The 24,905-nt window shown below is 62.3% G+C and carries 25 protein-coding genes; 16 read left to right on the top strand and 9 right to left on the bottom strand.

Annotated elements, in window-relative coordinates; all coding sequences use genetic code 11:
- Nucleotides 1–76 precede the first annotated feature (76 nt).
- Nucleotides 77–1,144, bottom strand: a complete 1,068-nt coding sequence (locus tag ACFFNA_RS09775; protein ID WP_378918050.1) for a diguanylate cyclase domain-containing protein — start codon at nucleotides 1,142–1,144, stop codon at nucleotides 77–79.
- A 276-nt stretch (nucleotides 1,145–1,420) separates the two neighbouring features.
- Between ACFFNA_RS09775 and ACFFNA_RS09770 the strand changes: the two genes are divergently transcribed.
- The 5 genes from ACFFNA_RS09770 to ACFFNA_RS09750 all read left to right on the top strand — a co-directional run bounded on the left by ACFFNA_RS09770 (nucleotide 1,421) and on the right by ACFFNA_RS09750 (nucleotide 7,767).
- Nucleotides 1,421–2,458, top strand: coding sequence for a LacI family DNA-binding transcriptional regulator (locus tag ACFFNA_RS09770; RefSeq protein ID WP_378917753.1), 1,038 nt, complete (start codon nucleotides 1,421–1,423; stop codon nucleotides 2,456–2,458).
- Between the two features lie 63 nt (nucleotides 2,459–2,521).
- Nucleotides 2,522–3,769, top strand: coding sequence for an ABC transporter substrate-binding protein (locus tag ACFFNA_RS09765; RefSeq protein ID WP_378917751.1), 1,248 nt, complete (start codon nucleotides 2,522–2,524; stop codon nucleotides 3,767–3,769).
- A gap of 209 nt (nucleotides 3,770–3,978) precedes the next feature.
- Complete coding sequence (locus ACFFNA_RS09760; protein WP_378917749.1) at nucleotides 3,979–4,908, top strand: carbohydrate ABC transporter permease; 930 nt, start codon at nucleotides 3,979–3,981, stop codon at nucleotides 4,906–4,908.
- Nucleotides 4,908–5,765: a carbohydrate ABC transporter permease gene (locus ACFFNA_RS09755; protein WP_111543228.1), complete on the top strand. Its 858-nt coding sequence runs from the start codon at nucleotides 4,908–4,910 to the stop codon at nucleotides 5,763–5,765. The genes ACFFNA_RS09760 and ACFFNA_RS09755 overlap by 1 nt, the downstream gene beginning before the upstream one ends.
- A 22-nt stretch (nucleotides 5,766–5,787) precedes the next feature.
- Nucleotides 5,788–7,767, top strand: coding sequence for a glycoside hydrolase family 127 protein (locus ACFFNA_RS09750; protein ID WP_378917747.1), 1,980 nt, complete (start codon nucleotides 5,788–5,790; stop codon nucleotides 7,765–7,767).
- Between the two features lie 36 nt (nucleotides 7,768–7,803).
- On the opposite strand, the gene ACFFNA_RS09745 is transcribed toward ACFFNA_RS09750, so the two are convergent.
- From ACFFNA_RS09745 to ACFFNA_RS09715, 7 genes are all read right to left on the bottom strand, one after another.
- A complete protein-coding gene (locus ACFFNA_RS09745) occupies nucleotides 7,804–8,376 on the bottom strand; it encodes a dihydrofolate reductase family protein (RefSeq protein ID WP_378917745.1) in 573 nt (190 codons plus the stop codon).
- Between the two features lie 86 nt (nucleotides 8,377–8,462).
- Nucleotides 8,463–8,948 (bottom strand): SRPBCC family protein, encoded by a 486-nt coding sequence (locus ACFFNA_RS09740; protein ID WP_378917743.1) that lies wholly within the window; start codon nucleotides 8,946–8,948, stop codon nucleotides 8,463–8,465.
- Nucleotides 8,949–9,146: 198 nt separating this feature from the next.
- Nucleotides 9,147–9,680, bottom strand: coding sequence for an SRPBCC family protein (locus tag ACFFNA_RS09735; RefSeq protein ID WP_378917741.1), 534 nt, complete (start codon nucleotides 9,678–9,680; stop codon nucleotides 9,147–9,149).
- Entirely contained in the window at nucleotides 9,677–10,045 is a 369-nt protein-coding gene (locus tag ACFFNA_RS09730) for an ArsR/SmtB family transcription factor (protein WP_378917739.1), read from the bottom strand. The genes ACFFNA_RS09735 and ACFFNA_RS09730 overlap by 4 nt, the downstream gene beginning before the upstream one ends.
- An 87-nt stretch (nucleotides 10,046–10,132) precedes the next feature.
- A complete protein-coding gene (locus ACFFNA_RS09725; protein ID WP_378917737.1) occupies nucleotides 10,133–10,864 on the bottom strand; it encodes a gamma-glutamylcyclotransferase in 732 nt (243 codons plus the stop codon).
- A gap of 120 nt (nucleotides 10,865–10,984) precedes the next feature.
- The gene (locus ACFFNA_RS09720; protein WP_111543223.1) at nucleotides 10,985–11,503 is read right to left on the bottom strand and encodes an Hsp20/alpha crystallin family protein; all 519 of its coding nucleotides are present in this window, start codon (nucleotides 11,501–11,503) and stop codon (nucleotides 10,985–10,987) included.
- A 450-nt stretch (nucleotides 11,504–11,953) separates the two neighbouring features.
- On the bottom strand, nucleotides 11,954–12,862 hold the full coding sequence (locus ACFFNA_RS09715) for a LysR family transcriptional regulator (protein ID WP_378917735.1): 909 nt from the start codon (nucleotides 12,860–12,862) through the stop codon (nucleotides 11,954–11,956).
- A gap of 127 nt (nucleotides 12,863–12,989) precedes the next feature.
- Between ACFFNA_RS09715 and ACFFNA_RS09710 the strand changes: the two genes are divergently transcribed.
- Complete coding sequence (locus tag ACFFNA_RS09710) at nucleotides 12,990–14,207, top strand: MFS transporter (protein ID WP_378917733.1); 1,218 nt, start codon at nucleotides 12,990–12,992, stop codon at nucleotides 14,205–14,207.
- Nucleotides 14,208–14,261: 54 nt separating this feature from the next.
- The gene (locus ACFFNA_RS09705) at nucleotides 14,262–14,954 is read left to right on the top strand and encodes a DUF2270 domain-containing protein (RefSeq protein WP_378917731.1); all 693 of its coding nucleotides are present in this window, start codon (nucleotides 14,262–14,264) and stop codon (nucleotides 14,952–14,954) included.
- A gap of 108 nt (nucleotides 14,955–15,062) precedes the next feature.
- On the opposite strand, the gene ACFFNA_RS09700 is transcribed toward ACFFNA_RS09705, so the two are convergent.
- Nucleotides 15,063–15,206: a hypothetical protein gene (locus tag ACFFNA_RS09700; RefSeq protein ID WP_378917729.1), complete on the bottom strand. Its 144-nt coding sequence runs from the start codon at nucleotides 15,204–15,206 to the stop codon at nucleotides 15,063–15,065.
- Nucleotides 15,207–15,432: 226 nt separating this feature from the next.
- On the opposite strand from ACFFNA_RS09700, the gene ACFFNA_RS09695 reads away from it, so the two are divergent.
- The 9 genes from ACFFNA_RS09695 to ACFFNA_RS09655 all read left to right on the top strand — a co-directional run bounded on the left by ACFFNA_RS09695 (nucleotide 15,433) and on the right by ACFFNA_RS09655 (nucleotide 24,530).
- Nucleotides 15,433–15,906, top strand: a complete 474-nt coding sequence (locus tag ACFFNA_RS09695; RefSeq protein ID WP_378917727.1) for a helix-turn-helix domain-containing protein — start codon at nucleotides 15,433–15,435, stop codon at nucleotides 15,904–15,906.
- 175 nt (nucleotides 15,907–16,081) lie between these two features.
- On the top strand, nucleotides 16,082–16,249 hold the full coding sequence (locus tag ACFFNA_RS09690; protein WP_167458383.1) for a hypothetical protein: 168 nt from the start codon (nucleotides 16,082–16,084) through the stop codon (nucleotides 16,247–16,249).
- A gap of 343 nt (nucleotides 16,250–16,592) precedes the next feature.
- On the top strand, nucleotides 16,593–17,258 hold the full coding sequence (locus ACFFNA_RS09685) for a DUF3450 domain-containing protein (protein ID WP_111543349.1): 666 nt from the start codon (nucleotides 16,593–16,595) through the stop codon (nucleotides 17,256–17,258).
- Nucleotides 17,259–17,265: 7 nt separating this feature from the next.
- On the top strand, nucleotides 17,266–19,923 hold the full coding sequence (locus tag ACFFNA_RS09680) for an OmpA family protein (protein ID WP_378917725.1): 2,658 nt from the start codon (nucleotides 17,266–17,268) through the stop codon (nucleotides 19,921–19,923).
- Between the two features lie 13 nt (nucleotides 19,924–19,936).
- Nucleotides 19,937–20,431 carry a Rab family GTPase gene (locus ACFFNA_RS09675; protein ID WP_378917723.1) on the top strand — a complete coding sequence of 165 codons (495 nt, stop codon included), beginning with the start codon at nucleotides 19,937–19,939 and terminating at the stop codon, nucleotides 20,429–20,431.
- Between the two features lie 3 nt (nucleotides 20,432–20,434).
- Nucleotides 20,435–21,505 carry an adenylate/guanylate cyclase domain-containing protein gene (locus tag ACFFNA_RS09670; RefSeq protein ID WP_111543352.1) on the top strand — a complete coding sequence of 357 codons (1,071 nt, stop codon included), beginning with the start codon at nucleotides 20,435–20,437 and terminating at the stop codon, nucleotides 21,503–21,505.
- Between the two features lie 653 nt (nucleotides 21,506–22,158).
- The gene (locus tag ACFFNA_RS09665) at nucleotides 22,159–22,347 is read left to right on the top strand and encodes a DUF2934 domain-containing protein (protein ID WP_111543208.1); all 189 of its coding nucleotides are present in this window, start codon (nucleotides 22,159–22,161) and stop codon (nucleotides 22,345–22,347) included.
- 88 nt (nucleotides 22,348–22,435) lie between these two features.
- Nucleotides 22,436–23,731, top strand: a complete 1,296-nt coding sequence (locus ACFFNA_RS09660) for a mechanosensitive ion channel family protein (RefSeq protein WP_378917720.1) — start codon at nucleotides 22,436–22,438, stop codon at nucleotides 23,729–23,731.
- Nucleotides 23,732–24,266: 535 nt separating this feature from the next.
- Nucleotides 24,267–24,530 carry an exopolysaccharide production repressor protein gene (locus tag ACFFNA_RS09655; RefSeq protein ID WP_111543206.1) on the top strand — a complete coding sequence of 88 codons (264 nt, stop codon included), beginning with the start codon at nucleotides 24,267–24,269 and terminating at the stop codon, nucleotides 24,528–24,530.
- Nucleotides 24,531–24,905 lie beyond the last annotated feature (375 nt).

Here is a 24,905-nt window from a genome sequence, read left to right as displayed (position 1 = left end):
TGCAGATAGGGACTGCATTGGTGAAAGATGCGCGGGCCCAGTCGGCGAGGCCATGCAACAAGCCGCAGCCTGGTCCTCAGGCCGCGGCGCTGCGGCCTTTCGCGGCGGCGCTAGGCTTGAAGATGCGGAACGTGTTGCGCCCTGCCGCCTTGGCGGCATAGAGCGCGGTATCGGCCTGCATGAACAGGTCGCATGGCGCGCCCGCCGCGGCGAAGGCGATGCCGACCGAGGCGCCAAGCCTGAGCGACTGGCCGCATGCCGCGACCGGCTTGCCCATCGCCTCGATGATGCCGCGCGCCAGGCCGGAGACCACGCCGCGGTCGAGATGCGGGCCGAGCAGCACCGCGAACTCGTCGCCGCCGACGCGCGCCACCAGATCCGCCTCGCCGCAGCCGTCCGCTAGGCGCTTCGCAGCCTCCTTCAGGCATTCGTCGCCGACGACATGGCCGAACGTGTCGTTGACGGCCTTGAAGCCGTCGAGATCGACCAGCAGCAGCACGCCGAGCGGGCGCCCCTCGTCCGCATGCGCAAGCCGCGCCTGGAACCGGCCGCGGTTGGCCAGCCCCGTCATGACGTCATATTCGGCCAGATAGCGCATCCGGTCCGACAGGATCTTCTCCTCGGTGATGTCCTGCTTCATGCCGAAGATGCGCACCGGAATGCCGTCCTCGCACTCGACGGTGGCGCTGATGCGGATCCAGCGGCTGCGCCCGGCAAAGGTGGTGATCTCGGCGTCGAGATGGAAGCCGTTGCGCTCGGCAATCGCGCGGCCGCGCAAGCTGTCCAGCGCCTTGCGCGACTCCGTCGGATAGCACTTGATGATCTCTGAGCGATCGAGCACCGAGCCGCGTGGCAGGTCGAACAGGTCATAGACCACATCGGTCCAGGTAAGCCGCTCGTCGGGCAGGCTGCATTCCCACACGCCGAGGCGCGCTGCAGCCGAGGCGCGATCGAAGATCTTGCGGCTATGGGCCAGTGAAAGCTCCTGCCTGGCGATCAGCGCCGCCTGTGCCGCGAGTTCCGCCTTGAGCCGGGCGATGGTAGCGGCTTCGCGTCGGCGTTCGTCGGAGCTGTCGTGCCCCGCCAGCCTGCCGGGCTGCGAGGCCCGCGCCGGGCCTTTCGGGGTGTAGGGCGTGTCGGGCATGTCGGGCATGTCGAGGCTCTGCTGTCCTGGCGGGCGACCACCATGGCGTGCAAGCGATTAACACTTCGCTGACGGGTGGCCCGGCTCGGCCGCAATTGCCGCGAAAATCCCACCCCGCAGGCGCCTGCAACTTTTCCCTTGAACAAGCCCTGGATGTAGCCTAGCCTTGGTTTGAGAAAAGGTTTTTCCAACAGTTTTGACTGGGTTGGCCGCAAGGCTAGCCGTTTCTACGAACTGCAAGAGAAAACCTTTTCCCAGCTAAGGATTTTTGCCGCGATGGCATCGGAACCGGTCCCGATCTTTTCCAAGCCAGTCACCTTGCGTGACGTGGCGGCGCAGGCCGGTGTCAGCGTAGCCACCGCCTCGAAGGCGCTCAACGATCAGGGGCGCATGACCGCCGAAACGCGCGAGCGCATTCGCGAGACGGCCCGGCGTCTCGGCTTCAGGCCAAACAGCCTGGCGCAGAGCCTGCTCAGGCGGCGCAGCTTCACCGTCGGCCTGCTCACCAACGATACCTATGGCCGTTTCTCGCTGCCGCTGATGTCGGGCATTTCAGACGCGCTGGTCGACAATGGCGTCTCGGTGTTCCTGTGCAATGTCGAGGAGGATCCACGCCTCGGCCAGATGCATGTCGACGCCATGCTCGACAAGCGTGTCGACGGCATCATCGCCACCGGCAAGCGCATCGACCGCCATTTGCCGGTCGACCTGTCCAATCTGCGCGTCCCGGTGATCTATGCCTTCACCCAGCCCGATCCCGACGCCATCGCCTTCGTCTCGGACGATGCCGGCGGTGCACGGCTGGCTGTCGAGCATCTGTGCCGGCTCGGCCGCCGGCGCATCGCCCATGTGACGGGGCCAGCGAGCTTCGCCGTGGTGCATGCGCGGGCGCAGGCTTATCGCGACGTGCTGGTCGAAAACGGCTTGCCGGTGACCGAGCCGCTGCTCGGCTCCTGGTCGGAAGCCTGGGGTCACGAGGCGGTGGCGCAGCTGTTCGACAGCAGGAATGAACGGCCGGACGCCGTCTTTTGCGGCAACGACCAGATCGCGCGCGGCGTCATCGATGCCTTGCGCGAGCGCGGCCTGAACGTTCCCGGCGATGTCGGCGTCATCGGTTTCGACAATTGGGAGATCGTGGCCGAGGCGACGCGCCCGCCGCTGACTTCGGTCGACATGAACCTGGTCGCCCTCGGGCGCGAGGCGGGGCTGACCCTGCTGTCGCTGGTCGGCGGCCAGCCCGCCGCGCCGGGCATTCGAAAACTGCCGTGCCGGCTGGTGGTGCGGCAGTCATGCGGCCATCCGCTGGATGGCTGAAAACCAAGCGCCGCGCAATCGGCGCCAAGCCGCGCATCGCGGCCAACCCTGGAGGAGGAGAACATGAGGAACCTGATTGCCAAACTGGCCCTGGCCGCTGCCGTTCTGGGTGGCGGCGTCAGTGCCGCGGCCGCCGAGACAGCCAACATCTGGGTGCGCGCCGACGGCTCGAATTTCATGCCGAGGATCGTCGATGCCTACAACAAGGCGCACACCAACCAGATCAAGCTGGACATCATCCCCAACGCCGAGATCATCCCGAAATATGGTGCGGCGGCAGCCGGCGGCACGGCGCCCGACGCACTGTCGCTCGACCTGATCTACACGCCGTCCTTCGCCGCCGCCAGCCAGCTGGAAGACATCACCGACTGGGCGAAGTCCCTGCCCTATTTCTCGAGCCTGTCGCCAGCGCATGTGAAGACCGGCACCTACAAGGACCACATCTACGGCCTGCCGTTCTCGGCCGACGCCTCGGTGCTGATCTGGAACAAGAAGCTATTCAAGCAGGCCGGCCTCGATCCTGAAAAAGGCCCGACCAACTGGGCCGAGATCGCCGCCGACGCCGAGAAGGTCAACGCGCTCGGCGGCAACGTCAAGGGCTTCTACTTCTCCGGCAATTGCGGCGGCTGCAACATCTTCACCTTCACGCCGCTGATCTGGGCGTCAGGCGGCGACATCCTCAGCGAGGATGGCTCGAAGGCGACGCTGGACAGCCCGCAGCTGCGCGGCGCCATCGATCTCTACCGCTCGATGGTCAAGAAGGATCTGGTACCGGCAGGCGCGCAGACCGACACCGGCGCCAACTTCTTTGCCGCCTTTGCCGCAGGCAATATCGGCATCTCGCCATCCGGCGCCTTCGCCATCGGCGCGCTCAACACCCAGTATCCCGATATCGACTATGGCGTCACCTTCCTGCCGGGCAAGGACAGCGGCTGGTCGTCCTTTGCCGGTGGCGACAATTTCGTCGTCACCAAGGGCACCACGAAACTCGCCGTGGTGAAGGAGTTCCTCGATTTCGCCTATTCGCTCGAGGGCCAGACCATCCTGGCCAAGTACGGCAGCCTGCCGGTGCGCGGCGACATCGCCAAGGAGGCGCTGAAGGATCTCGATCCGCGCTACCAGATCGCCGCCGAGGCGATGGCCAAGGGCCGCACGCCCTATTCGGTGGTGTTCAACGATTTGATCAACTCCGCCAACGGCCCGTGGACGCAGATGATCAACGAGGTCTTCTTCGGCGACGACGTCGATGGCGCGATAGCCAATGCGCAGGAGACGATGCAGTCGATCATCGACCAGGCGCCGCAGAAGTAGCGGACGCCTGCCGGCCGCCCGTCCGTCTCCCTGGGCGGGTGGCCGCCCACCTCCCCTCGAGGGGAGGTCGGACCGCAGGTCCGGGCGGGGGTCGTCTCGGACGTGCTCGACGTTTTTTCTGTCGGCACGCTGCATAGACCCACCCCCGGCCTGCGGCCGGACCCTCCCCTCGAGGGGGAGGGAGACGCACCGCTAACGGAAGAACAGCCATGACCTCCATCGCAGCAGCAACCCCTGCCCCGCCACGCGCCCGAAAGCTGGTCGGTGCCGGCCGCTGGCAGTGGATCGGCCTGCTCTATGTCGCGCCGGCCGTCGCGCTGGTCGTCGTCTTCTTCCTCATCCCGCTTGGCATGACGGCGTGGATGTCGCTGCACAACTGGCCGCTGATGGGCGAGCACAGCTTTATCGGCCTTGGCAACTATGCCGCCATCCTGCGCGACACCAGGTTCTGGAACGCGCTCAAATTCACCGGTTACTACACCGTGATTGTCACCATCGCGATCTTCGTGGTGGCGTTTCCGCTGGCGCTGTTCGTCGAACGGCCGCGTCCGCTGACCAATCTCTACCGCACCATGTTCTTCATGCCGGCTGTTGTCGGCTTTGCTTCGGCGAGCCTGCTCTGGTCGTGGCTCTTGAACGTCGATTCCGGCCTGTTCAGCCCGGCCGCCTACGACCTCGGCCTGATCGACAGGAAGTTCAACCTGCTGGCCACCTTCCAGCCGGCTTTCTGGTCGATCATCGCCATGGTCGTCTGGAAGGTCGCCGGCTTCACCATGATCATCCTGATGGCCGGCCTGCAATCGATCCCTCAGGACCTCCAGGAGGCCGCCGTCATCGACGGCGCCGGGCCGTTCGCCAGGTTCAGGGCAATCACCCTGCCGCTGATGCGCCGCACGCTGGCGCTGGCGCTGATCCTGTCGGTCGCCGGCTCGATCCTTGCCTTCGACCAGTTCTACATCATCCTGCGCGGCGGCCCGCGCAACCAGACGCTGACGGCGGTCTACTGGATCTTCAACCAGTCCTTCGTGTCGTTCAAGCTCGGCTATGGCGCGGCACTCTCCATGGTGCTGCTGGTGATCCTGGTGGCGCTGAGCCTCGTCCAGCTGTGGCTGCTGCGCAAGCCGGAGGGTCTCGACTGATGGCGCAGGCCGCCTCCCGCAACCGCCGGCTCGCCGCCCGTATCGCGGAGCATTCGACCGGCATTATCGCCTCGCTGCTGTTTGCGGCGCCGATCGTGTGGGCGGTGCTGTCGGCCTTCAAGCCGGCGCAGGAAGCGCGCCTGCCGCCGCTGCCGCCCTGGCCAACCACAGGCTTTTCGCTGGAGAACTATGCCACGCTCGACACCTTCGGCGACGGGCTCTGGGTCTCGGCGCAGAACAGCATCTACGTCTCGGCGATGACCGTCGTGCTGTCGGTCGCCGTCAGCGTGCTGGCCGGCTACGGCTTTTCGCGGTTTCGGTTTCCGTTCAAGGACCTGTTCTTCGTCCTCATCCTGTCGACGATCATGATCCCGTTCCAGTCGATCCTGACGCCGATCTTCCTGGTCCTGACCAAGCTTGGCCTGCACAACACGCTGACCGGCCTGGTCGGCGTCTATGTGACGCTGCAACTGCCGTTCTCGATCTTCATGATGCGCAACGCCTTCGACGCGGTGCCGCGCGAGATCGAGGAAGCCGCCCGCATGGACGGCGCCGGCAATATCACCATGCTTTGGAAGGTGATGCTGCCGCTGGTCTGGCCGGGCGTCGTCACCATCGCGCTGTTTGCCTTTCTCGGCGCCTGGAACGAATTCCTCGCCGCGCTGGTGCTGATGACCGACCAGTCCAAATTCACGCTGCCGGTGATGATGACGGCGCTGCAGTCGGGCCGCTTCGGCGCCATCGACTGGGGCGCGGTGCAGGCGGGCGTCACCGTGATGATGGTGCCGTGCCTCATCCTGTTCCTGGTTCTGCAGCGCTTCTACATCCGCGGCCTGATGGCCGGGGCCGTCAAGTAAATCGACCGAATGGAGTAAGTTCATGACCGCATCGCCATCCGCCCAACCCTTCAAGGCAAATACGTTGGAAAAGACGGGCAAGCCGAAACTCGCCTTCCGCCCGTTGCCGGTGCCGCAGGTCGACGTGCACGGCTTCTGGGGCGACCGCGCGGACGCGGTCGCCAGCGCCACCGCCGGCATCCTCTACGACCGCTGCGTCGAGGCCCGCATGCTGGAGCAGATCGACCCAGACCGGCCCTCGCCCGGCGTCGTCATCCCGTTCCATGTCAGCGACGGCTTCACCGCCCGCACGGTGACGACGCAGATGTTCTGGGATTCCGACTGGGGCAAGACCATCGAAACCGCAGCCTATTCGCTCTACCGGCGCAAGAACCCCGAACTGGAGCGCAAGATCGATGCCGTCATCGACATGTATGAGAAGCTGCAGCAGCCGGACGGCTATCTCTCGAGCTGGTATCAGCGCATCCAGCCCGGCCTGCGCTGGACCAATTTGCGCGACTGCCACGAGCTCTATTGCGCCGGCCACCTGATCGAGGGCGCGGTCGCCTACTACCAGGCCACGGGAAAACGCAAACTGCTCGATGTGATGTGCCGCTTCGTCGACCATATCGCCACGGTGCTGGGGCCGCAGCCCGGCCAGAAACATGGCTATTGCGGCCATGAGGAGATCGAGCTGGCGCTGGTCAAGCTGGCGCGGGTGACGGGCGAGCAAAAGTACATGGAGCTGGCGAAATACTTCATCGACCAGCGCGGCCAGCAACCGCATTATTTCGACGAAGAGGCCCGCGCCCGCGGCGCCGATCCGAAGGATTTCCATTTCAAGACCTATGAGTACAACCAGTCGCACATTCCGGTGCGCGAGCAGGACAAGGTCGTCGGCCACGCGGTGCGGGCAATGTACCTCTATTCGGGCATGGCCGACATCGCCACCGAATATGGCGACGACACGCTGCGGGCAGCACTCGACCGGCTGTGGGACGATCTCACCACCAAGAGCCTCTACATCACCGGCGGACTGGGGCCGTCGGCGGACAATGAGGGCTTCACCAGCGATTACGACCTGCCCAACGAGAGCGCCTATGCCGAGACCTGTGCCGCGGTCGGGCTGGTGTTCTGGGCCAGCCGCATGCTCGGCATGGGGCCGAACGCCCGCTACGCCGACATGATGGAACGCGCCCTCTACAATGGCTCGATCTCGGGCCTGTCGCTCGACGGCTCGCTGTTCTTCTATGAGAACCCGCTCGAAAGCCGCGGCGCCCACAACCGCTGGAAATGGCACCGCTGCCCCTGCTGCCCGCCCAATATCGGGCGCATGGTCGCCTCGATCGGCAGCTATTTCTACAGCCTGGCCGACGATGCTGTTGCCGTGCATCTCTATGGCGACTCGACCGCCCGCTTCGACATATCGGGCGTCCCGGTCAGCCTGACGCAGGCGAGCCGCTACCCCTGGGACGGCGCCGTCGAGATCGCGCTCGAGCCGCAGGCGCCGGTGGAGTTCACGCTCCACCTGCGCATCCCGGCCTGGAGCACCGGCGCCGAGCTGACGGTGAACGGCGACCCGGTCAATCTCAACGATGTCACCAGCGACGGCTATGCCGCGATCCGGCGCACATGGAAAAAGGGCGATCAGGTCCGGCTCGATCTCGAAATGCCGATCGAGCGGCTCTATGCCAACCCGCAAGTGCGGCAGGATGCCGGCCGGGTCGCGCTGTCGCGCGGTCCGCTGATCTACTGCGTCGAGGCGACCGACAATAAAAGCCAGCTGCATCGCCTGACGCTGCCGAGGACGGCACGCGTCGAGGCGCAGCAGCGGCCGGAGCTTCTCGGCGGCGTGGTGACGCTGTCGACCACCGCGCAGGCCGATGCCGGCGACGGCTGGCAAAGCGGGCTCTACCGGCCCGCGCCGCCAGCCACCACTCAAACGCGCCTGACCGCCATTCCCTATTTCGCCTGGGACAACCGCGAGGCCGGCGAAATGCTGGTGTGGCTCAGGGACGGGTGAGAGAGCCTGTGGAGTTTCCAAACAGGGTCTGAGCGCTCAGCCGATCTTGTAGATCAGGCTCAGCCGCCCGCCCGGCATCTGCTCGACCTTGGTAAGTTCCAGGTCGCGGCGCTGCGCGGTCGAAAACAGCACCTTTCCTTCGCCGGCGATCAGCGGATAGAGGACGAGGCGAAGCTCATCGACCAGCCCTGCCTCGGTCAAGCTGTCGACGATCGTCGATCCTCCCATCAGGTAGATGTCCTTGCCGGGCTGGCGCTTCAGTGCCGCGACATCGTCGTTGGACCTGAGAAAACGCGTCATCGGCCAGTTGGCTGACTTCAGCGTGTTCGACAGCACGTAGTGCGGTGTCTTGGCGGCAAAGCGTGCCCATGGAAGCTCTTCCCGCGCGGCGGGCTTGCCGGTCATCGGCAGCGGCTCGTCGGGCGCGTTCTGGATCGCGGTCCAGTACTGTTCGTAGCCTGGATACATGCGGCCGCCGAGTAGGCAGGCATCGACCTGATCCGTCAGCCCATAATCCTCCGCCCAGTCATGCACCCAGTCGGCGAAACCGGCCGGTCCCTCCGCCTTGCCGTCGACGGAAATCTTCATGGCGGCGATCAATTTACGCATAGCATTCTCCTTGGCGCACAGAGGCGCGATATCCGGTTGAAATTTTCGCAGAGTGGTTTGGGGCGCTGCCGGAAGGCAGCGGTCTATCAGGCGAGCGCGCGCTCGCTTTCGGTCATCGCCTCACCGACATTGGGATGGCCCTTGCCGGTCAGGATCAGCGCGCGAAGGCTGCCGTTGATGTAGGTGCCCCATCCCTGGGAGCAGGCTTCATAGCATTCATAGTCGGGCACCAGGCCGACATGGGTGAAGCGGACTTCCGTCTCGCCGCCCCCCGTTTCATCGCGCTTGGCGGTGATCTCGAACACGATCCGCGTGTCCGTCCACTCGGTCTTGTCATGCGTGAAGGAGAAGTGGTTCTCCAGTACGTGCCAGGCGACCTTCTTGCCGGGGATCAGTTCCGTCACCTGGATGCGGCAGCGATGCAGGTCCCGGTAGTGGTAGTCGAAAACGGCGCCGGTCTTGTCGGTGCGGCCTTCTATTTCCTGCGACCACCAGCCTCTGGCATTGGTGATGGCGGCAAAGGCGGCCTCGGGGTTGCGGTCTACGGTGAAGGTGGTGGTAAAGCTGTCCATGATCGTCTCCTTGGCGCACAAAGGCGCGGTTGTGCGGCCCGCGGGCCGGCGGTTCAAAACTTTCGGGAAATGTTTGGAAAGGCCGCTGCAGGCAGCGGTGGTCATGCGGGCAATCGTCCGCTGGTCAGTCGTCGTTCAGGCAAGTCTCGAAGTGCTTTCTCGCTATAGTCTCCTTTCGTAGATTGGCATTTCTCCTGTTCAGGCCGGCAGGCGCCGGTCGTAGTCCAGCCTCAATCTCGCCCAGCCATCCCAGAACGGCTCCGGCTGTTCTCCGCGCAAGCGGGCGGCGAGAATGTCGAGATGCATGTGCCAGCCGGGGGCGATGTTGAGCATCAGCGAACGGTCACCCAGGCGGCGATGGACGATGGTGAGCAGCACATCTTCGCCCTGTGGGGTCAGTTCGAAGGTGACGCCGCCGGTGCTGCCCCAGGTGATGACGAGCCGGTGCGGCGGTTCGATCTCGGTGATCTCGCCTTGCATGCTGTGCACGGCTGGAAATCCTGGCGGGCGCTCGCCGGCCGGTTCGGTCAGCTCGTCATTGCGCCAGGTCAGTTCGAAGGGCGAGCCGGCCTCGTGTCCCATCGGGCCAGCCGCCAACCACTGGCGGCGCAACTCTGAGTCGGTGATGTAGGCCCAGATGCGCTCAGCCGGACCCGGCAGCAGCCGTTCGATGGTCAAGGTGGCGGGCTCGGTCAGCGTGCCATAGGGGGGCAAGCCGTTGCGGTCGGTCATGTCTGATCTCCCTTCTTCTGCGTCGCGGATTTGCGCGCGTCGTCCTCGCGCAGCAATCGTTCCAATATGTCGAGCCGCCCCGTCCAGAAGCGCGAATAGGCTCCAAGCCACTCATGCGCGCTGGCCAGCGGCCCGGGCTCGAGGTGGCAGACATGCGTGCGGCCAAGCACCTCGCGGCGGATCAGCCCGGCATTTTCCAGCACCTTGATGTGCTTGGAAGCAGCCGCAAGCGACATCGCGAACGGTTCGGCCAACTGGCTCACCGTGCGCCCGCCGCCAGCGAGTTCGCGCAGCATCTGCCGGCGGGTCGCATCGCCAAGGGCGTGAAAGACCTGATCCATCTCGTATGTGAGTAATTCAACCATGTAGTTGAATATGCATGCGCGGCTTTTGATTGTCAACCGTTTGGTTGAATATTATTTGAGACGCTGAAAATGAGCGGTTGTTGCGCTTCAGCCGGCGTGGGCGCGGCCGATCTCCTCGGCCACCAGTTCCTGCAACTGCCACAGATTGCGGTCGCGAATGCCGCAGGCTTCAAGATGGCGAATGGTCTCGAAGAGGTACTCGGCACCCGAGCCCCAATGGCCGACGGCATTGGCCAGCGTCGCCGCGATCGCCTGCTTGTCAAGCTTGCCAACATAGCGCGGATTGGCCGGATCGACGACGAAACCGAGCGCGGAGCACATGCCGCCGTCGGTCCTGACCTGCAGCCAGCGCGGCACGTTGACGGCCGGCAGGATGGTCATCTCGCGGCGCAGCAGCGCTTCGAGATTGGCCGCCACCGGATCGGCGATCTCGAACACCATGCCCTGGCACTGGCCGCCGCGATCCAGCGCCATCATCAGGCCAGGATTCTCGACCGTGCCGCGAAACCGCTTGACGGTAAAACAGAACGAACGGTGCCAGCCGGTCGCCACTGCCCGCTCGCCACCCCTCACCTCGCCGACCGGCTTCCACAGCAGCGAGCCATAGGCGAACAGTTTTACGGGCCCAGCCGGCGCGCCGGCCAGCACCTCGTCGCGGATGCGCGCATAATCGGCGTCGGTCATGTAGACCATGCCCGGCGTCGGCCCGGCATCCTCGACCGCGCGCATGGTAAGAGCGACGAGTTCCTCGGTCAGTGCCATCGGCGCCTTGCGCGGCTCCGACTTGCATGGCGATGCAGAGGAAATGGCCTTGTTCATCCTTGCGCTCCCTGCCTCGCCGCCATGTTGCCGAAGGTTGGGAGATTCTCAAGGGCGACCGGCGCGAAATCCGCCGCTCTATGCCGGGCGTGCGCGAGAGGCCCGCCCGGCCAGTCTGTTCTAGTGCTTGGTGCTCTTGCCGCCAATTGGGATGCGCTTTGCCTTGCTCTGCGCCTTCTCCGACTTCGGCAAGGTGACGGACAGCACACCGTTGCGGAAATCGGCCGCGACCTTATCTTCTGCGACTTCGAAACCGAGCGGGATGCGACGTTCGAAGCGGCCGTAGAACCGCTCGGAGAACTGACGTTCCCTGTCCTCGGCTTCGGCGTGTTTTTCGCCGCGCAACGTCAGGACGCCATCATCGAGCAACACCTCGATGTCCTTCTCTTCCATGCCGGGTATCTCGGCCGTCACGCGGATCTCCTTGTCCGTTTCGGAGATTTCCACGCTGGGCCAGCCACCACCGGAAGAGAACCTGCCCAAGGACGGAAGCCGAGAATCGAAGCTGCGGAACATGTCGTCGACCAGGCGGCTCATCTCTCGACGCAGACCCGTGAACGGGTCCCGGTCGCCTTCGCGAAAGAGGCTCGGAGCCTGGTTGGTGTCGCGGCTCCACGGCATGAGATCACGAATAGTCATTGCACTTGCTCCCTTCTTAATTCTGTTTCTGGTTCGTTTGTATGCTCTGGCAATCATGCTCGAGGACAATGCGCCGTCGGGCGCAGGCATCGCTGCCGGCCCCGTTTGCGCTTGCTGTTTCGCTCTGCTTCTGGTCCGATCCGCTCCACATTTGGGAACCGGTCGCGGCTCTCGCGCGGCTTCATCGCCTCCGGCGCGTGATACCCGAATTCGATGGTCACAAGGCCATCGATCAGTGCGGCGCCGCCCATCAAGCCGGCGCCCGCGTCTGCACCGGCCCCATCCGGCGCCGGCATGATCGATCTGGGGTTCGCGGCTATGACGTCAAGACCTGGTAATGCAATGTGATCGTTGAATGCAAAGCGTGTCTAACACACTGGCGAACCACTCATATTGGGCATGCCTTGGGTCTCAAGGGGCGCCAGCCGGATTGCCCGTTGCTCGCCCTCACTAGGACACCAGCGGCATCGGCACCTCAAGCCCTTTGATCAGCGCGTCGCGAAACAGTGCGATGGGGCGGCCGAGCCGGCCGGCCGGCGGGCGATGCAGCAGCCATGCGCGCACCTGCGGCTTGAAGTCCGGACAGTCGATGACCTCGACCGCATTGCGCCACCGGCTGTCGGCGAAGGCGCCCGGCGTGACGATGCCGATGCCGTGGCCGCGTGCCACCAGCGACATTCTGAGGTCGACGCTAAGCGCCTCCACCCCGACCTGGAACGGCAGCCTGGCGGCCTCGAAACTCTGGCGGATGAAGGCGCGAAACCCGCAGCCGTTTTCATTCATCACCCAAGGGTAGCGCGACAGCGAGGCAAGGTCGGCGGGCCTCGGCACGCCAAGGCCGGGTGACGCAACCAGCAGCACCGACTGCACGCCGAGATCGTCGTGGACCAGTTCGTCCGGCGGCGCCACGCCTTCGGCGAGGCACACCGCCACCGCGTCGAGCTCGCTGCGCGCCACTTGCTCCACCAGCCTCGGCGACCAGCCGGAGGTGATGCGTAGCGTCAATTGCGGAAACGCGGCGCGCAGGCTGTCGAGCGGCAGCGCCAGCGCGGCATCGGAGAGATAGGGCATGATGCCCAGCCTGAACTCGCCCTTGACCTCGCCTTGCGGCGACACGCCGGCCTTCAGGTCTTCGAGCGAGCGCAGCACGCGGCGGCCATGCTCATAGGCCTCGCGGCCGGTGGCGGTCGGCTTCAGCGGCTTCGACTGGCGGTCGAGCAGCTCCGTTGCCAGCCCATCCTCCAGATTCTGGATGCGGCGCGTCACGCCCGGCTGGGTGAGGTTGAGCCTGGCCGAGGCACCGACGATCGAGCCGGTTTCGACCACGGCGATGAAGGCTTCGAGATCATGGATGTTCATGCGCTTCTCGCATAATCATTATCGAATTGATTGAATTGTAGCATGATAATGCTTCGGCATAAAGTCCTCCCACGATATGCAATCAACTGAGGACCCAATGCTCGATACGCCAATGCCTGATACGCCAATGCCTGATACGAATGACGGCCAGATGGCGGCGCCGGCCGCGACCATCACCGGTCCGCAGACGCTACTCTTTGCCACCGCGGCCGGCATCATCGTCACCAATCTGTTCGCCCCGCAGACGCTGGTCGGCCTGATCGGGCCATCGCTCGGCGCCAATGCGGCAAGCGTCGGCCTCGTTGCGATGGCCACCCTTCTCGGCTACGCCGCCGGCCTGTTCTTCCTGGTGCCGCTCGCCGACCTCTCCGAGAACCGCGCCTTGATCCTGCGCATGCTGATCGCGGCGGCCCTGGCGGCCGGCGTCGCCGCACTGGCGCCCACCGCCGCCGCGCTGCTGGTCGTCCTGTTCATCCTGGGTGCTGCCTGCTCGGCCATCCAGATCTTGGTGCCAATCGCTGCCTCCATGGCTCCGCCCGGACAGGATGGCCGCGTCATCGGCGACGTCATGAGCGGGTTGATGGTTGGCATTCTCTTGGCGCGTCCGCTGGCCAGCCTGATCGCCGATGCCTGGGGTTGGCGCGCCTTCTACGGCCTCAGCGCCGCAGCCCTTGTCGTGCTCACATGCGTGCTCGCCTTCACCTTGCCGCGACGGCGGCCGGCAGCGAAATCGTCCTATGGCGCGCTGATCGCCTCGCTGCTCGACCTGCTGCGCGACGAGCCGGTGCTACGGCGGCGGGCGCTGACAGCGGCCCTGGTGATGGCGGCGTTCAGCCTGTTCTGGACGGCGGTGGCGTTGCGCCTGGCCTTGCCGCCTTTCGATCTCGGCCAGCGCGGCATCGCGCTGTTCGCGCTGGTCGGCGCCGGCGGCGCGGTGGTGACGCCGGTGTTCGGCCGGGCCGGCGATCGCGGCTGGACGCGCTCCGCCACCATCGCCTGCCATCTCTTGCTGATCGGCTCGATGGCGCTCTCGGCCTGGGCCGGCTCCTTCCAGATGGGAGCCTCATGGGGACCCTTGGTGCCGATGGGTATCAGCGCCGTGTTGCTCGACATCGGCGTCACCGGCGACCAGACGCTCGGCCGTCGCGCCATCAACCTGCTGCAGCCGAAGGCACGCGGCCGTCTCAACGGCCTGTTCGTCGGCATCTTCTTCATTGGCGGCGCCATCGGCTCGATGCTGGCCGGCATCGCCTGGACCTGGGGCGGATGGGGGGCAGTCTGCACGGCCGGCGCTGCCTTCGGCCTCTTTGCTCTTCTGGTCGACTGGATCGGCGAATCGGAGTGAGCGCCAGGGAACGATGTTGCCGGCAAACTGTTCTAGTCCTTGCCGGAGGATGTCATGAACGATGCGTCGGCAAAACCCGCGGGCCTCGTCCTTTCATCGACGGAGCGCGTGAATACGCTGTCGCATTTTCACCGAGCCGAGATCGCCCGCATGGCGGGATGGCGCGACCGGCTCGACCGGACGACGAACTGGGCGATCACGGTGGTGGCGGCGCTGCTTTCGGTATCGCTGTCCACGGCCAGTGCGCATCACGGCGTGCTGCTGTTCGCCATGCTGCTGATCCTGCTGCTGCTGTGGATCGAGGCGCGCCGCTATCGCTTCTTCGACTTCTACCGGGCTCGCGTGCGGCAGTTCGAACGCCACTATTTCGCGCAGATATTCTCCCCGCAGCCCGACTTTGCCTCTGATTGGCTGCTCGTCGTCGGCGAAGGCCTGCGCGCGCCGAAGTTTCTGCTATCGCAGCGCGCTGCGCTGGCGCGCCGCCTGCGGCGAAATTACATCTACCTATTCATGATCCTGCTGCTGGCCTGGGTGGTCAAGATATCGACCCCCAGCCTTCAAACCGTGGGCCTCAGGACCGGGTTTGTCGGTTCGCTTCGCCAGGCCGTCGACAGCGCCGCCCTTGGCCCCATTCCCGGTGTGGCGATCGTGGTTATCGTAGGGGCATTCTATGCCGGGCTGCTCGCCTTCGTCATTTTCGCGGCCGACGACGACGGCGAACTTTCCTTCGGCGATGTCCACGTCTGACGTCGACGTCTGGCGACGGGCGGCTGCAACGCAAATGGCGGCCCGCGCGTTGTCCTGGTCAGTCCGCGAAGGCGTTTGAGGGCGCCAAGCCGGGCAGCGGCAAGCCCGCTAGATGCCGAAGAATTGCCTGCCGATCATGTAGCCCAGCGCCGCCACGACCAGCGGAAACAGCGCCGGCGCGACCTTGCCGAGAGAGGAGACTTGCTGGTCCTTCGCCGGCGTGTGGCGCGCATTGCCGAGATTCTTGGTCATTGCTTGCCTCAGGTTCGGATGATTCATTAGCAAATGCTGATTAACAGCATGGCCGCATTAACGGCTTGGAAAGAAATTAGATCAAATAGCCGACCATTGCCTGCCGCCGATCTCGGCGGCAGCAGGCACATCGGCGCCCGCCGGGACGGCCTCCGCTCGGCCCTATCCGCCGAGATAGAGGCGGTGCAACTCGTCCGGCGACCTCACCCACATCGTCTCCGGCCTGATGCAGATGGCGATCGGCGAGGCGCACAAGCTCGACGAGGCCGGCAGCCGGCGCGTCGGCGAAAGCCTGATCCAGCTGGTCAACGGCCTGATCCAGGCGAAGCCCATGGCGCCCGAATTCCGCCGCTCGCCGCTGGAAGCGCTGCGCGAGCGCATCGTCGCCTATATCGACGCCAATCTGGCGCGCAGCAGCCTGTCGGCCGAGGACATCGCCCGCCACATGGGCTGCTCCCGCCGCTATTTGCACCGCGCCTTCGAAGGCGAAGGCGCCACGCTCGAACGTTTCGTCTGGCACCGCCGGCTGGAGCGCAGCAAGGAAGAACTGCTGTCCCCCGCCCGCGCCTCGGCCTCGATCTCCGAAATCGCGTTTGCCTGCGGGTTCAATTCGAGCGCGCATTTTTCGCGGGCGTTCAAGAGCAGGTATGATGTGGCGCCAAGGGAGTTGCGGGAGAGGTTGCGGGCGGTGGTGCATTAGGGGGCAAAAACCGGCTCTGAATGAGCTTGAGCCCGAAGTCGACCTTCGCAGACCGAATCCTGAATGGCTGCTTTGCGCCGCATGTCAGCCGTTGGACACAGACTTATTCGATCCCGAAAGCAGGCGTTCGCACATTGTAGCCGCACGAGTTGCGCCCGCACCTTTCGGCTCCACCATGCTCGCCGGCATGACTTTCGTCGCCTGGCTGCTGCCGGGCCAGTTCGGCGAGTTCAATCGCCTCGACTTCAAGGTCGGTATGGCCCAAATTGGCAAACGCAACAGCCCGTCTACCGACTTGGATCCTGAGGCCGCTCCAGCTGCGCTGCGCAGTGTTGCCGTGTAACTGGTGACGCTTCTTATCGAGCTTGATCGGATCGCCCTCCTTGAGCGCGATGTTGCGCCCTGCCGCCGTTCGGTTGATCGCCTTGAGGTTGAACGCCGGGAGCGCAGAGATTGCGGATCGTGGCTGCCTGGACGACCGCGCGCTTGCCGATTAGACGCGGCCGCCCGCTTTTAGGATGGCATCGCCCCAAACGTCCATTGCTACGTCGGCGACTCGCGCTCGGCTGCCCCGCGAATCGGCTTAAGTCAAGAAGATTCCGGCTTGCGGGCCGGGTATTTTGCTGACATGTTTGCCTGTTTATGAATTCTGCACTGTGGCAGGCGTCAAATAGAGGGGCATAAGGATGGCTAAGGAATCTTCGAGTAACGCTTCTTCAGCAGGTAAGGCGGAGGGAAATCCGATAGGTAATGCAGAGGGAAACGGGCTGAACTTCATGGCGGCCCAGGCTCGCGAGGCCGGGATCTCCGGTGAGGCTGTAGGTGTCGACAAGATACGTGATCTGCTGTTCGGCAACCAGATGCAGGACTATGACCGCCGTTTTTCCAAGCTTGAAGAACGGTTCTTGCAGCGCTTCAAGGATGTCGAATCCGAGGCCAAGCGCAATCTTGAAACGTACGAGTCAAATGCAAAGAAGCAGGTCGAATCGCTCGCGGCGCAATTGCGGAGCGAAAAAGATGCACGAGCCGATGCCGACAAGGAGATTGACCGGAATCTTCGCGAGCAAAATCAGGCACTTGAAAAGCAGGTGCGCGCGTTGTCGGATCAATTGAGCGAGCTTGAGCGCGACGTTGCGGACCGGATAAATCGAAGCGATCATTTGCTGCGTGAGGAAATCAAGCAAAAGAATGAAAGCATTCAGATGCTAATGGAGAAGATGTTTTCCGATCTCAGCAACGTCAAGACCGACAGAAATCTTTTGGCTGGCCTGTTTGTCGAGGTTGCAAAATGCATAAATCAGGATTCCGGCGGGAGCAAGAGCAACTCGGAACGTGGCTGGAAAGTGAGTTGATCGGAACTTGACGTCGACCGTCGACCCAATCAGCCTTCCTCAAAGAGCCGCCTCGAACGATACCGAGATCGATCGCGCGGCTCTGGCTAGGCTTTTGGTCGAAATTGCCCGGAACGTCGATCCGGACCATCATGCGCGTTTCGACGGAGTTCCAACCGCCGATCGTCGCATGGAAACGCTGCGCCAGTTGCTGGTCGGCCGCGAAATTTCGGAGCTTTCACGAGTTACGCATCTGCTGGGCGAACCGGAGCAGCTTGCGACTGCAGTGGGGGGCGTTCTCCCCAGTGCAGCCGCACGGGCGTCTCATGCGCAACTCGGCGAGGCCCTTGCGCCAGCTGTCGAGAGGGCTGTGCAACGGTCGATCCAGAAGAGCCCGCGCACGCTGACGGATATATTGTACCCGGTGTTTCTGCCGGCAATTCGCAAGTCGATCGGGGAAAAGATCGACCAGACCTTTCAGTCGCTGAATGAAACTTTAAGACATATATTTACCTGGCATGGGCTCAAGTGGAGATTTGAATCTTGGAGAACTGGTGCCAGCTTCTCGGAAGTTGTTCTGAAGCACTCTCTTGTCTATCGCGTAGAACATGTCTTTCTCATTAGCCGAAATTCCGGGCTTTTGATCGCGCATGTAACTGCCGATAATGCAACGAGCGAGGATCCTCAACTCATTTCTTCGATGCTTAGTGCAATTCAAGATTTCGTGAAAGATTCATTTAACGAAAAAGAACAGAGCAGTCTGGACACTATCCGTTTTGGCGACCTTCGTCTCTGGTCGGAAGTTGGCCAGTTTGCGACCTTGGTTTCGGTGATCCGGGGAAATCCGCCAGAGGAATTACATGAAATAGTTCGCGATGTATTGCTTCGTATCCATGAGGAATCCTCAGAGGCTTTAGGGGAGTTTGACGGCGACGGTTCGCAGTTGGCCGGCGTAGAGGCGCAGTTGCAGACATGCGTCGAGCTGAAGCAGGAGGAATCAAACCAGGGATTTCCATGGCTGGTGGTGGCTGTGGCCGTGCTGTTTTTGAGTCTGGCAGGCGGTTGGTTCTTTCTTTCCTGGCAATCCGGGCAGCGCTGGCAGGCCTATGTGTCGCGACTGGGGACCCAGCCGGGCATCATCGTGTCCGAACAAAAGATACGCTACGGTCAATTCTATATTGCCGGCCTGAGAGACCCGCTTGCCGCCGACCCGCAGTCGCTGTTGTCCGGAACGCAGGTCGATCCCGCCCGCGTTCATTCGCAGTGGCAATTCTATCAGAGCCTTGAGCCGGAGTTCGTGTTGAAGCGGCTGACGGCGTCGCTGGCTCCGCCGGATTCGGTACGACTTTCGATCGTCAATGATCGCATCGTTGCCGAAGGTGAGGCTCCTGCCACGTGGATCAACCGGGCGCAGGCCGCCGCCCAGCAGCTTTCGGCAGGCGGCCCGGTATTCGATATCTCCAGGGTCCGTGATGTAAGCCCCGAAGAACGCGAGGCGGAGCGCTGGCAGGCCTATGTGTCGCGACTGGGGGCCCAGCCGGGCATCATCGTTGCCGAACAAAAGATACGCGATGGCCAATTCTATATTGCCGGCCTGAGAGACCCGCTTGGCGCCGACCCGCAGTCGCTGTTGTCCGGAACTCAGATCGATCCCGCCCGCGTTCATTCGCAGTGGCAATCCTATCAGAGCCTGGAGCCGGCGTTCGTGCTGAAGCGACTGATGGCCTCGCTGGCGCCGCCGGATACAGTACGACTTTCGATCGTCAATGATCGCATCGTTGCCGAGGGTGAGGCTCCCGACACCTGGATAGATCGGGCGCGCGCAGCGGCCCGACAGCTTTCGGCAGGCGGACCGGAATTCGACATCTCCAAGGTTCGTGATGTGAGCCCCGAAGCACGCGCGGCGGAGCACTGGCAATATTATGTGTCGCGACTTGAGGCCCAATCGGGAATCATCGTCGCCCAACAAACGGCGAGGGGCGGACATTTCTACATTTCCGGTCTGAGAGACCCGCTTGCCGCCGACCCGCAAGCTCTGCTGTCCGGAACGGAGGTTGATCCTGCCCGCGTTCATTCGCAGTGGCAATTCTATCAGAGCCTTGATCCGAAGTTCGTGGTGAAGCGGCTGACGGCGTCGCTGACCCCGCCGAAATCGGTTCTGCTTTCGATAGTCCAGGGTCGCATCGTTGTCGTGGGTGAGGCTCCTGCCGGCTGGATCAACCGGGCGCGGGCCGCCGCCGAACAACTTTCGGCGGACGGAGTGGTTCTGGATGTCTCACAGCTGCGTGAGCTGAACCTTGCAGAACTCAATCAGTTGAGAGAGGCCATCCAGGCGACCGATATTTTCTTCTATTCCGGCAAAGCTGTGCCGGGACCAGAGCAGACGCCGGTTCTCGACAGATTGGCGGATCAATTAAAGGAATTCGCCCAAAGTGCCCGCAAGTCAGGCGTAACAGCGCGGTTCATGTTGACCGGCCATTCGGACGGCACGGGCCGTGAGACGGCCAACGTGTCGATCAGCGCCGCCCGCGCCGAGGCAGTTCGTGCGCTTCTCAACAGGCGCGGCGTCGCTCCGGAGCTGCTGCTGGTTCGGGGTGCGGGCACCTTTGAGCCGGTGGTGCCTGAAAATAGTCAAACTGGTAGCTCCACCAATCGCCGGGTTTCGGTTACGGTAAACCTGGACTAGGGCGGGGCCCAGGATGTTGCAAAAAAAGATCTGCATGTTGGGCGGGTTCTCTGTCGGAAAGACGAGTCTGGTTCGCAGGTTTGTGCAAAGCATCTTTTCAGAAACCTACTTGACCACGGTGGGAGTGAAAATCGACAAGAAGAGTGTCGCACTCCCGGACAAAACCGTGGATCTGATTTTGTGGGATTTGGCCGGCGAAGACGATATCGGCTCATTCCGCGTCAGCCATGTGCGAGGTGCGACCGGGCTCGTGCTTGTCGTCGATGGAACCCGCGCCGCTACTCTTGCCGCTGCGCTCACGCTGCGCGAGCGGGTCGAGGCCGAATTCGGCGCTATGCCGTTTGTATTGCTGTTCAACAAATCCGATCTGGCCGATCGGTGGGAAATATCGGATAGTGAGATTAACGAACTGAGGCAACTTGGATGGCAAATCTATCTAACAAGTGCGCTTTCGGGTGAACATGTCGATGATGCGTTTCGTCAACTTGCTTCGATGGTCACCAAATAGACCATGCATAGATTGCCAAAAGAAGTCGGAAGTTGGATTTACAATTTCTTCTACAACGAGCACTCTATCGCATATGTGAAAATTGACGCCCAGCTTTGCATAGCGGCGAAGGGCGGTAACGTTAAACATTACGGGCTCTCATCCCTGCGCATCGGTAAGCCTGTTACCGATCAGCTTGAATTCATGGAGGGTTTGCTGCCTTGCCCGGAGCTTCCATATCATATGGCCATGGTCGAACTGCCCAGCGGGCGCGTCGCGGACCTTCATCTTTTTGCTGACGACGACTGCGTGTGGCTGCTCTTTCTTGACGCCACTGCCGAACGCGACAACAAGCAGCGGCTTCAACAGAAGGCTTATGAAATGACGCTCCTGCAAGAGAGGGAGCGTCAACTCAACGAGAAATTACAATCGACGAACGAGGCGTTGAGGAAGAGCCAAGAGGGATTGTCGCGTGAATACCAGCGCGCCGAATCCCTGCTCCTCAACATTCTTCCGGCGTCGATCGCGGAGCGGTTGAAAGCGCACAAAAAAATTGCCGACAACCACGCAGAGGTGAGTGTGCTTTTTGCCGACATCGTCGGTTTTACGGAAAGAGCGCGCAGCGTCGGAGCCGTGACGACGCTCGCTATTTTAAATTACTTCTTCAAGGCGGCGGATCGGCTCTCTGAACGATACGGCTGCGAAAAGATCAAGACAATCGGCGATTGTGTGATGGTGGTCGCTGGCCTGCCCACCGCGCGATCCGATCATGCAAAGGCCCTCGCGCATTATGCGGTTGAACTGCGGAAGGCGGTCAAGCGCGAACGCTTCGCAGGAGAACCGATAAGACTGAGAATTGGAATTCACTCGGGGCCAATCGTCGCGGGCGTCATAGGCAAGAGGCGGTTCGCTTATGACCTGTGGGGTGAGACCGTTAATCTCGCCTCACGTATTCAAACGTCCGCGGAGCCCGATGAAATCCGTATTTCGGATGCAACTTACCAACTGCTTGGACCAAAGTTTGCTTGCGACCCACTCGGGGAAACGGAATTGCGTGGTGCAGGTCGTGTCCGAATGTGGCGGCTCCCGGCCTGATTTGCCGCTTGGCAGTGCCGACCCTGGAGCGCATTGCATCTCAAGCTAATGCATGTCGCTCAAAAGTGGCCCTGGTTTTGAGACAACGACATGCATAGAAACAAAGGCTTAAAGCGCGTCGCATGAATCCGTTTCGACGCGACGCGCTTTAGTCAAACATCATGGTTTCGAATGTCCGCAGAGGTGCGCGAAGCAGTCGACCACCGAGCGACCGCCAAAGGTCTGTCCTGGGTCAACTCAGGACGCCGGATCCTGAGATTTAACGTCTGCTATCGTTCTTCCCTGCACCGCAAGCGGACTCTACTGCTTGCGGCCCAATTGCGGTCATTTCCGAGCACAGGCTGACATGACCGCTCCCGGCGCAAAGCGGACCCCTGCGTCTGTAGTCATTCGCTCCCTTCTCGCACGGTTTCGACCGCCAGCGATCCGGCGGGCCGAGCCTTCAATAGCTCGAGGCAACTACATTAATTTTCTTGCTCGTCCGGCGGCCTCCTCTGGCCGACTTGTGGCCTGCCAAAAAAGCTCTCCACTTTGGTCGCATCAAGGTGAGGAGCGCCACGCGGTTCCGACAAAATCAGCCGCGGCCAAGGCCAGCATGGATCGTTTTGAGAGCACCAACGTTCCTTATGGTAAATCGAGATCAGGAGGAAACGATGGCCGACCAGAGTCGAGAAGATCGCATCCGCCAGCGTGCCTATGAGCTTTGGGAAAAGGAAGGCAAGCCGGACGGCGCCGACTTGCGCTTTTGGGAAAAGGCGATGGACGAGATCGACGAAGAGGATCAACAAAAGGATTCGTCCGACAAACGGCAACCTGCCGGCACGGGTTCGGCCGGCGCATAGCTGCCCGCAGAACGATGAATGCGTAGCTCCGAAATGGACCTCGAGACGAGTTGAGGTTCGTTAGCCGGTCCATAATGGTCGTGTGGCAATGGACGTTCGCGATGCCATCGGTCGAGCGCTGGCTTGGGCTAGCGGATGGTTCGGCTATGCCGCCACGCCGTGGATACTTTATCAGGCCGCCATCATCGTCACGCTGTTCCTCGCGGCCAAGCTCGCGGCGCGGCGGATCGAGCCGCTCGTGGAGGACCGGGCACGCCAGATCAAGGGCCATCCCGGACTGCTGAGGGTCGTGATTGCCCTGTTGCGGCGCACTGACTGGATCCTCTTCACGCTCTTCCTGCTTGCCGCGCTCAACCTGATGCGCGCCGTCACCTGGCCAAGCCGCACCCATCTTCTCCATATCGTGCTTTCGCTGTCCCTCGCCTGGCTCGTCGCGTCGGTGCTGTCGCGCATCATCCGCAACCGCCTCGTCGCCCGCCTTCTCGGCTGGCTGATCTGGATCTATGCAGCACTTGTCATCCTGGGTATCAGTGACGAGGCCGCGTCCTTCCTGGATAGCCTGGCAATCCCTTTGGGCGCGATTCGCCTTTCGGTTCTTGTGCTACTGAAAGCGGCGCTGCTGCTGATCGCCACGGTCTGGCTTGCGGTGGTCATTGGCAACTATATCGATGAGCGCGTCCGCATCTCCGAGGAACTGACACCCTCGATCCGCGTCCTTGTTGGTAAAATGGCAAAGATCGGTCTCGTGCTGGTGGCCGGCGCCTTCGCTATTTCCGCCGTCGGCGTCGACCTCACGGCGCTGACGGTGTTTTCCGGCGCGATCGGCGTCGGTCTCGCTTTCGGGCTGCAAAAGGTGGTTTCAAATTTCGTCTCCGGCGTGATCATCCTGCTCGACAAGTCGATCAAGCCGGGTGACACCATATCGCTCGAAGGCACCTTCGGCTGGATCCGCGAATTGCGGGGGCGCTTCGTCTCGGTGGTGACGCGCGACGGTCGCGAATTTCTGATCCCCAACGAAGACTTCATCACCCAAAGGGTCATCAACTGGTCGTTCAGCGACAACCTCGTGCGGCTCGACGTGAATTTCGGCGTCTCCTATGACGCCGACCCGCACAAGGTCAGCGAGCTGGCGATAGAAGCCGCGATCAGTGTCGGCCGGGTCGAAGCCGATCGGCGCCCGGTCTGCTGGCTCACTGGCTTCGGCGACTCCTCGCTGAATTTCGTCTTGCGCTTCTGGATCCGCGATCCCCAGCAAGGCCTGACCAACGTGCGCGGCAAGGTACTGCTGGCGCTGTGGGACACATTCAAGGCAAACGGCATTAGCATCCCCTATCCGCACCGCGAGATTATCATGAAGGATGCTGGTGGATCGAGCGGGCGCTAGGCTCAGTCGGACCAAGAACATCTCGACCCAAAGGAAACGCCCTGTCGATCCAGCATCACTCGCAGAGTTTCTTGGAATCCTTACGCCGCCGCGACAATCGGTGCGCTAATCTTCGTCCCAGAAATCCTGCAACGATGCGTGGCGAAGGCACGGGACACGTCTTTGAGCACTGGCTCGCGTACCAAGCCGAGCGGGCAATCTAATTGATTTTCTTGCTCGTCCGGCGGCCTCCTTAGCAGCCGACTTGTGGCCTGCCAGAAACCTCTCCACTTTGGTCGCTTCCGGCCAAGTGCGATACATTAGCCACAGTTAATATTATTCGGAAATCCAGTCTTGCGCCATCGGCATAGATGTCCCGTAATGGGTCAATAAGTCTGGCACCGCAATTGCACTCTCAGCAATGCCGGGGTCGACGACCCCGGCATTCGGGGGGTAAACTTTGGGGGGCCCCACCGCTTCGCAAATGGAGCGGTGGGCTCTTTAACCGCTAATTCAAAAGCCCCCCAAAATCGCCAAAACTTTGGGTGCTGCAACTATGTATTTTCCCCAATTTCTGGTGGGCATGTTCGGGACGTCGCTCATCATGGCGATCTGGGCTGGCATAGAAACCGGTTCCATCCGGACGGCACTCGCTTGGGCTGTCCTCACGCTGATTGTATTGCAGGTTGGATATTTCCTGCTGATATTAGGGCTTTTCTATAAGCGCTCGACGAAAAGCACCGACGTAAACCCGGAGCCTGTCAATCCTGTCCAGCCGCTTCGTCGAGATGGTGGTGTTTCATCCCCGGGCGCCCAATAGGAGCCGGTGATGGTCTGGTGGTGTCGGGCCTAACGGCGGCGTGGAGCTTTTGCTCTTCGAGACTAGGGAAGTCTGAGCCTCGGCCACCCCACCTTCGAGAGGTTTATCCGTTGTCGCAGTGACGTGAAAGCGGATGTGTCCGAACGACAGGACCAAGAGTAGCGCAGACTTCCACTCGTTCGACAGGTTGGAGCGGTGGCTACGATGAGGTTGAGGTCGGCAGCGTAACGGCTGCTTTCTGACAAGTCAGTACCAAAGCAGACCGTCAACATCCGTGAAGAGTTTCGGGCGCCGGCAGGCGTACGAAAGTCCCCGAGGAAGGAACCCGCGGGCCACAGTCGATGGCTATGGAGATTTCGATTTGCGGCGGATGTC

Source organism: Mesorhizobium kowhaii (genome assembly GCF_042431665.1).
GTDB lineage: Bacteria > Pseudomonadota > Alphaproteobacteria > Rhizobiales > Rhizobiaceae > Mesorhizobium > Mesorhizobium kowhaii.
The sequence above is the reverse complement of the archived record's forward strand: the minus strand, read 5'-3'. Positions and strand labels throughout refer to the sequence as shown.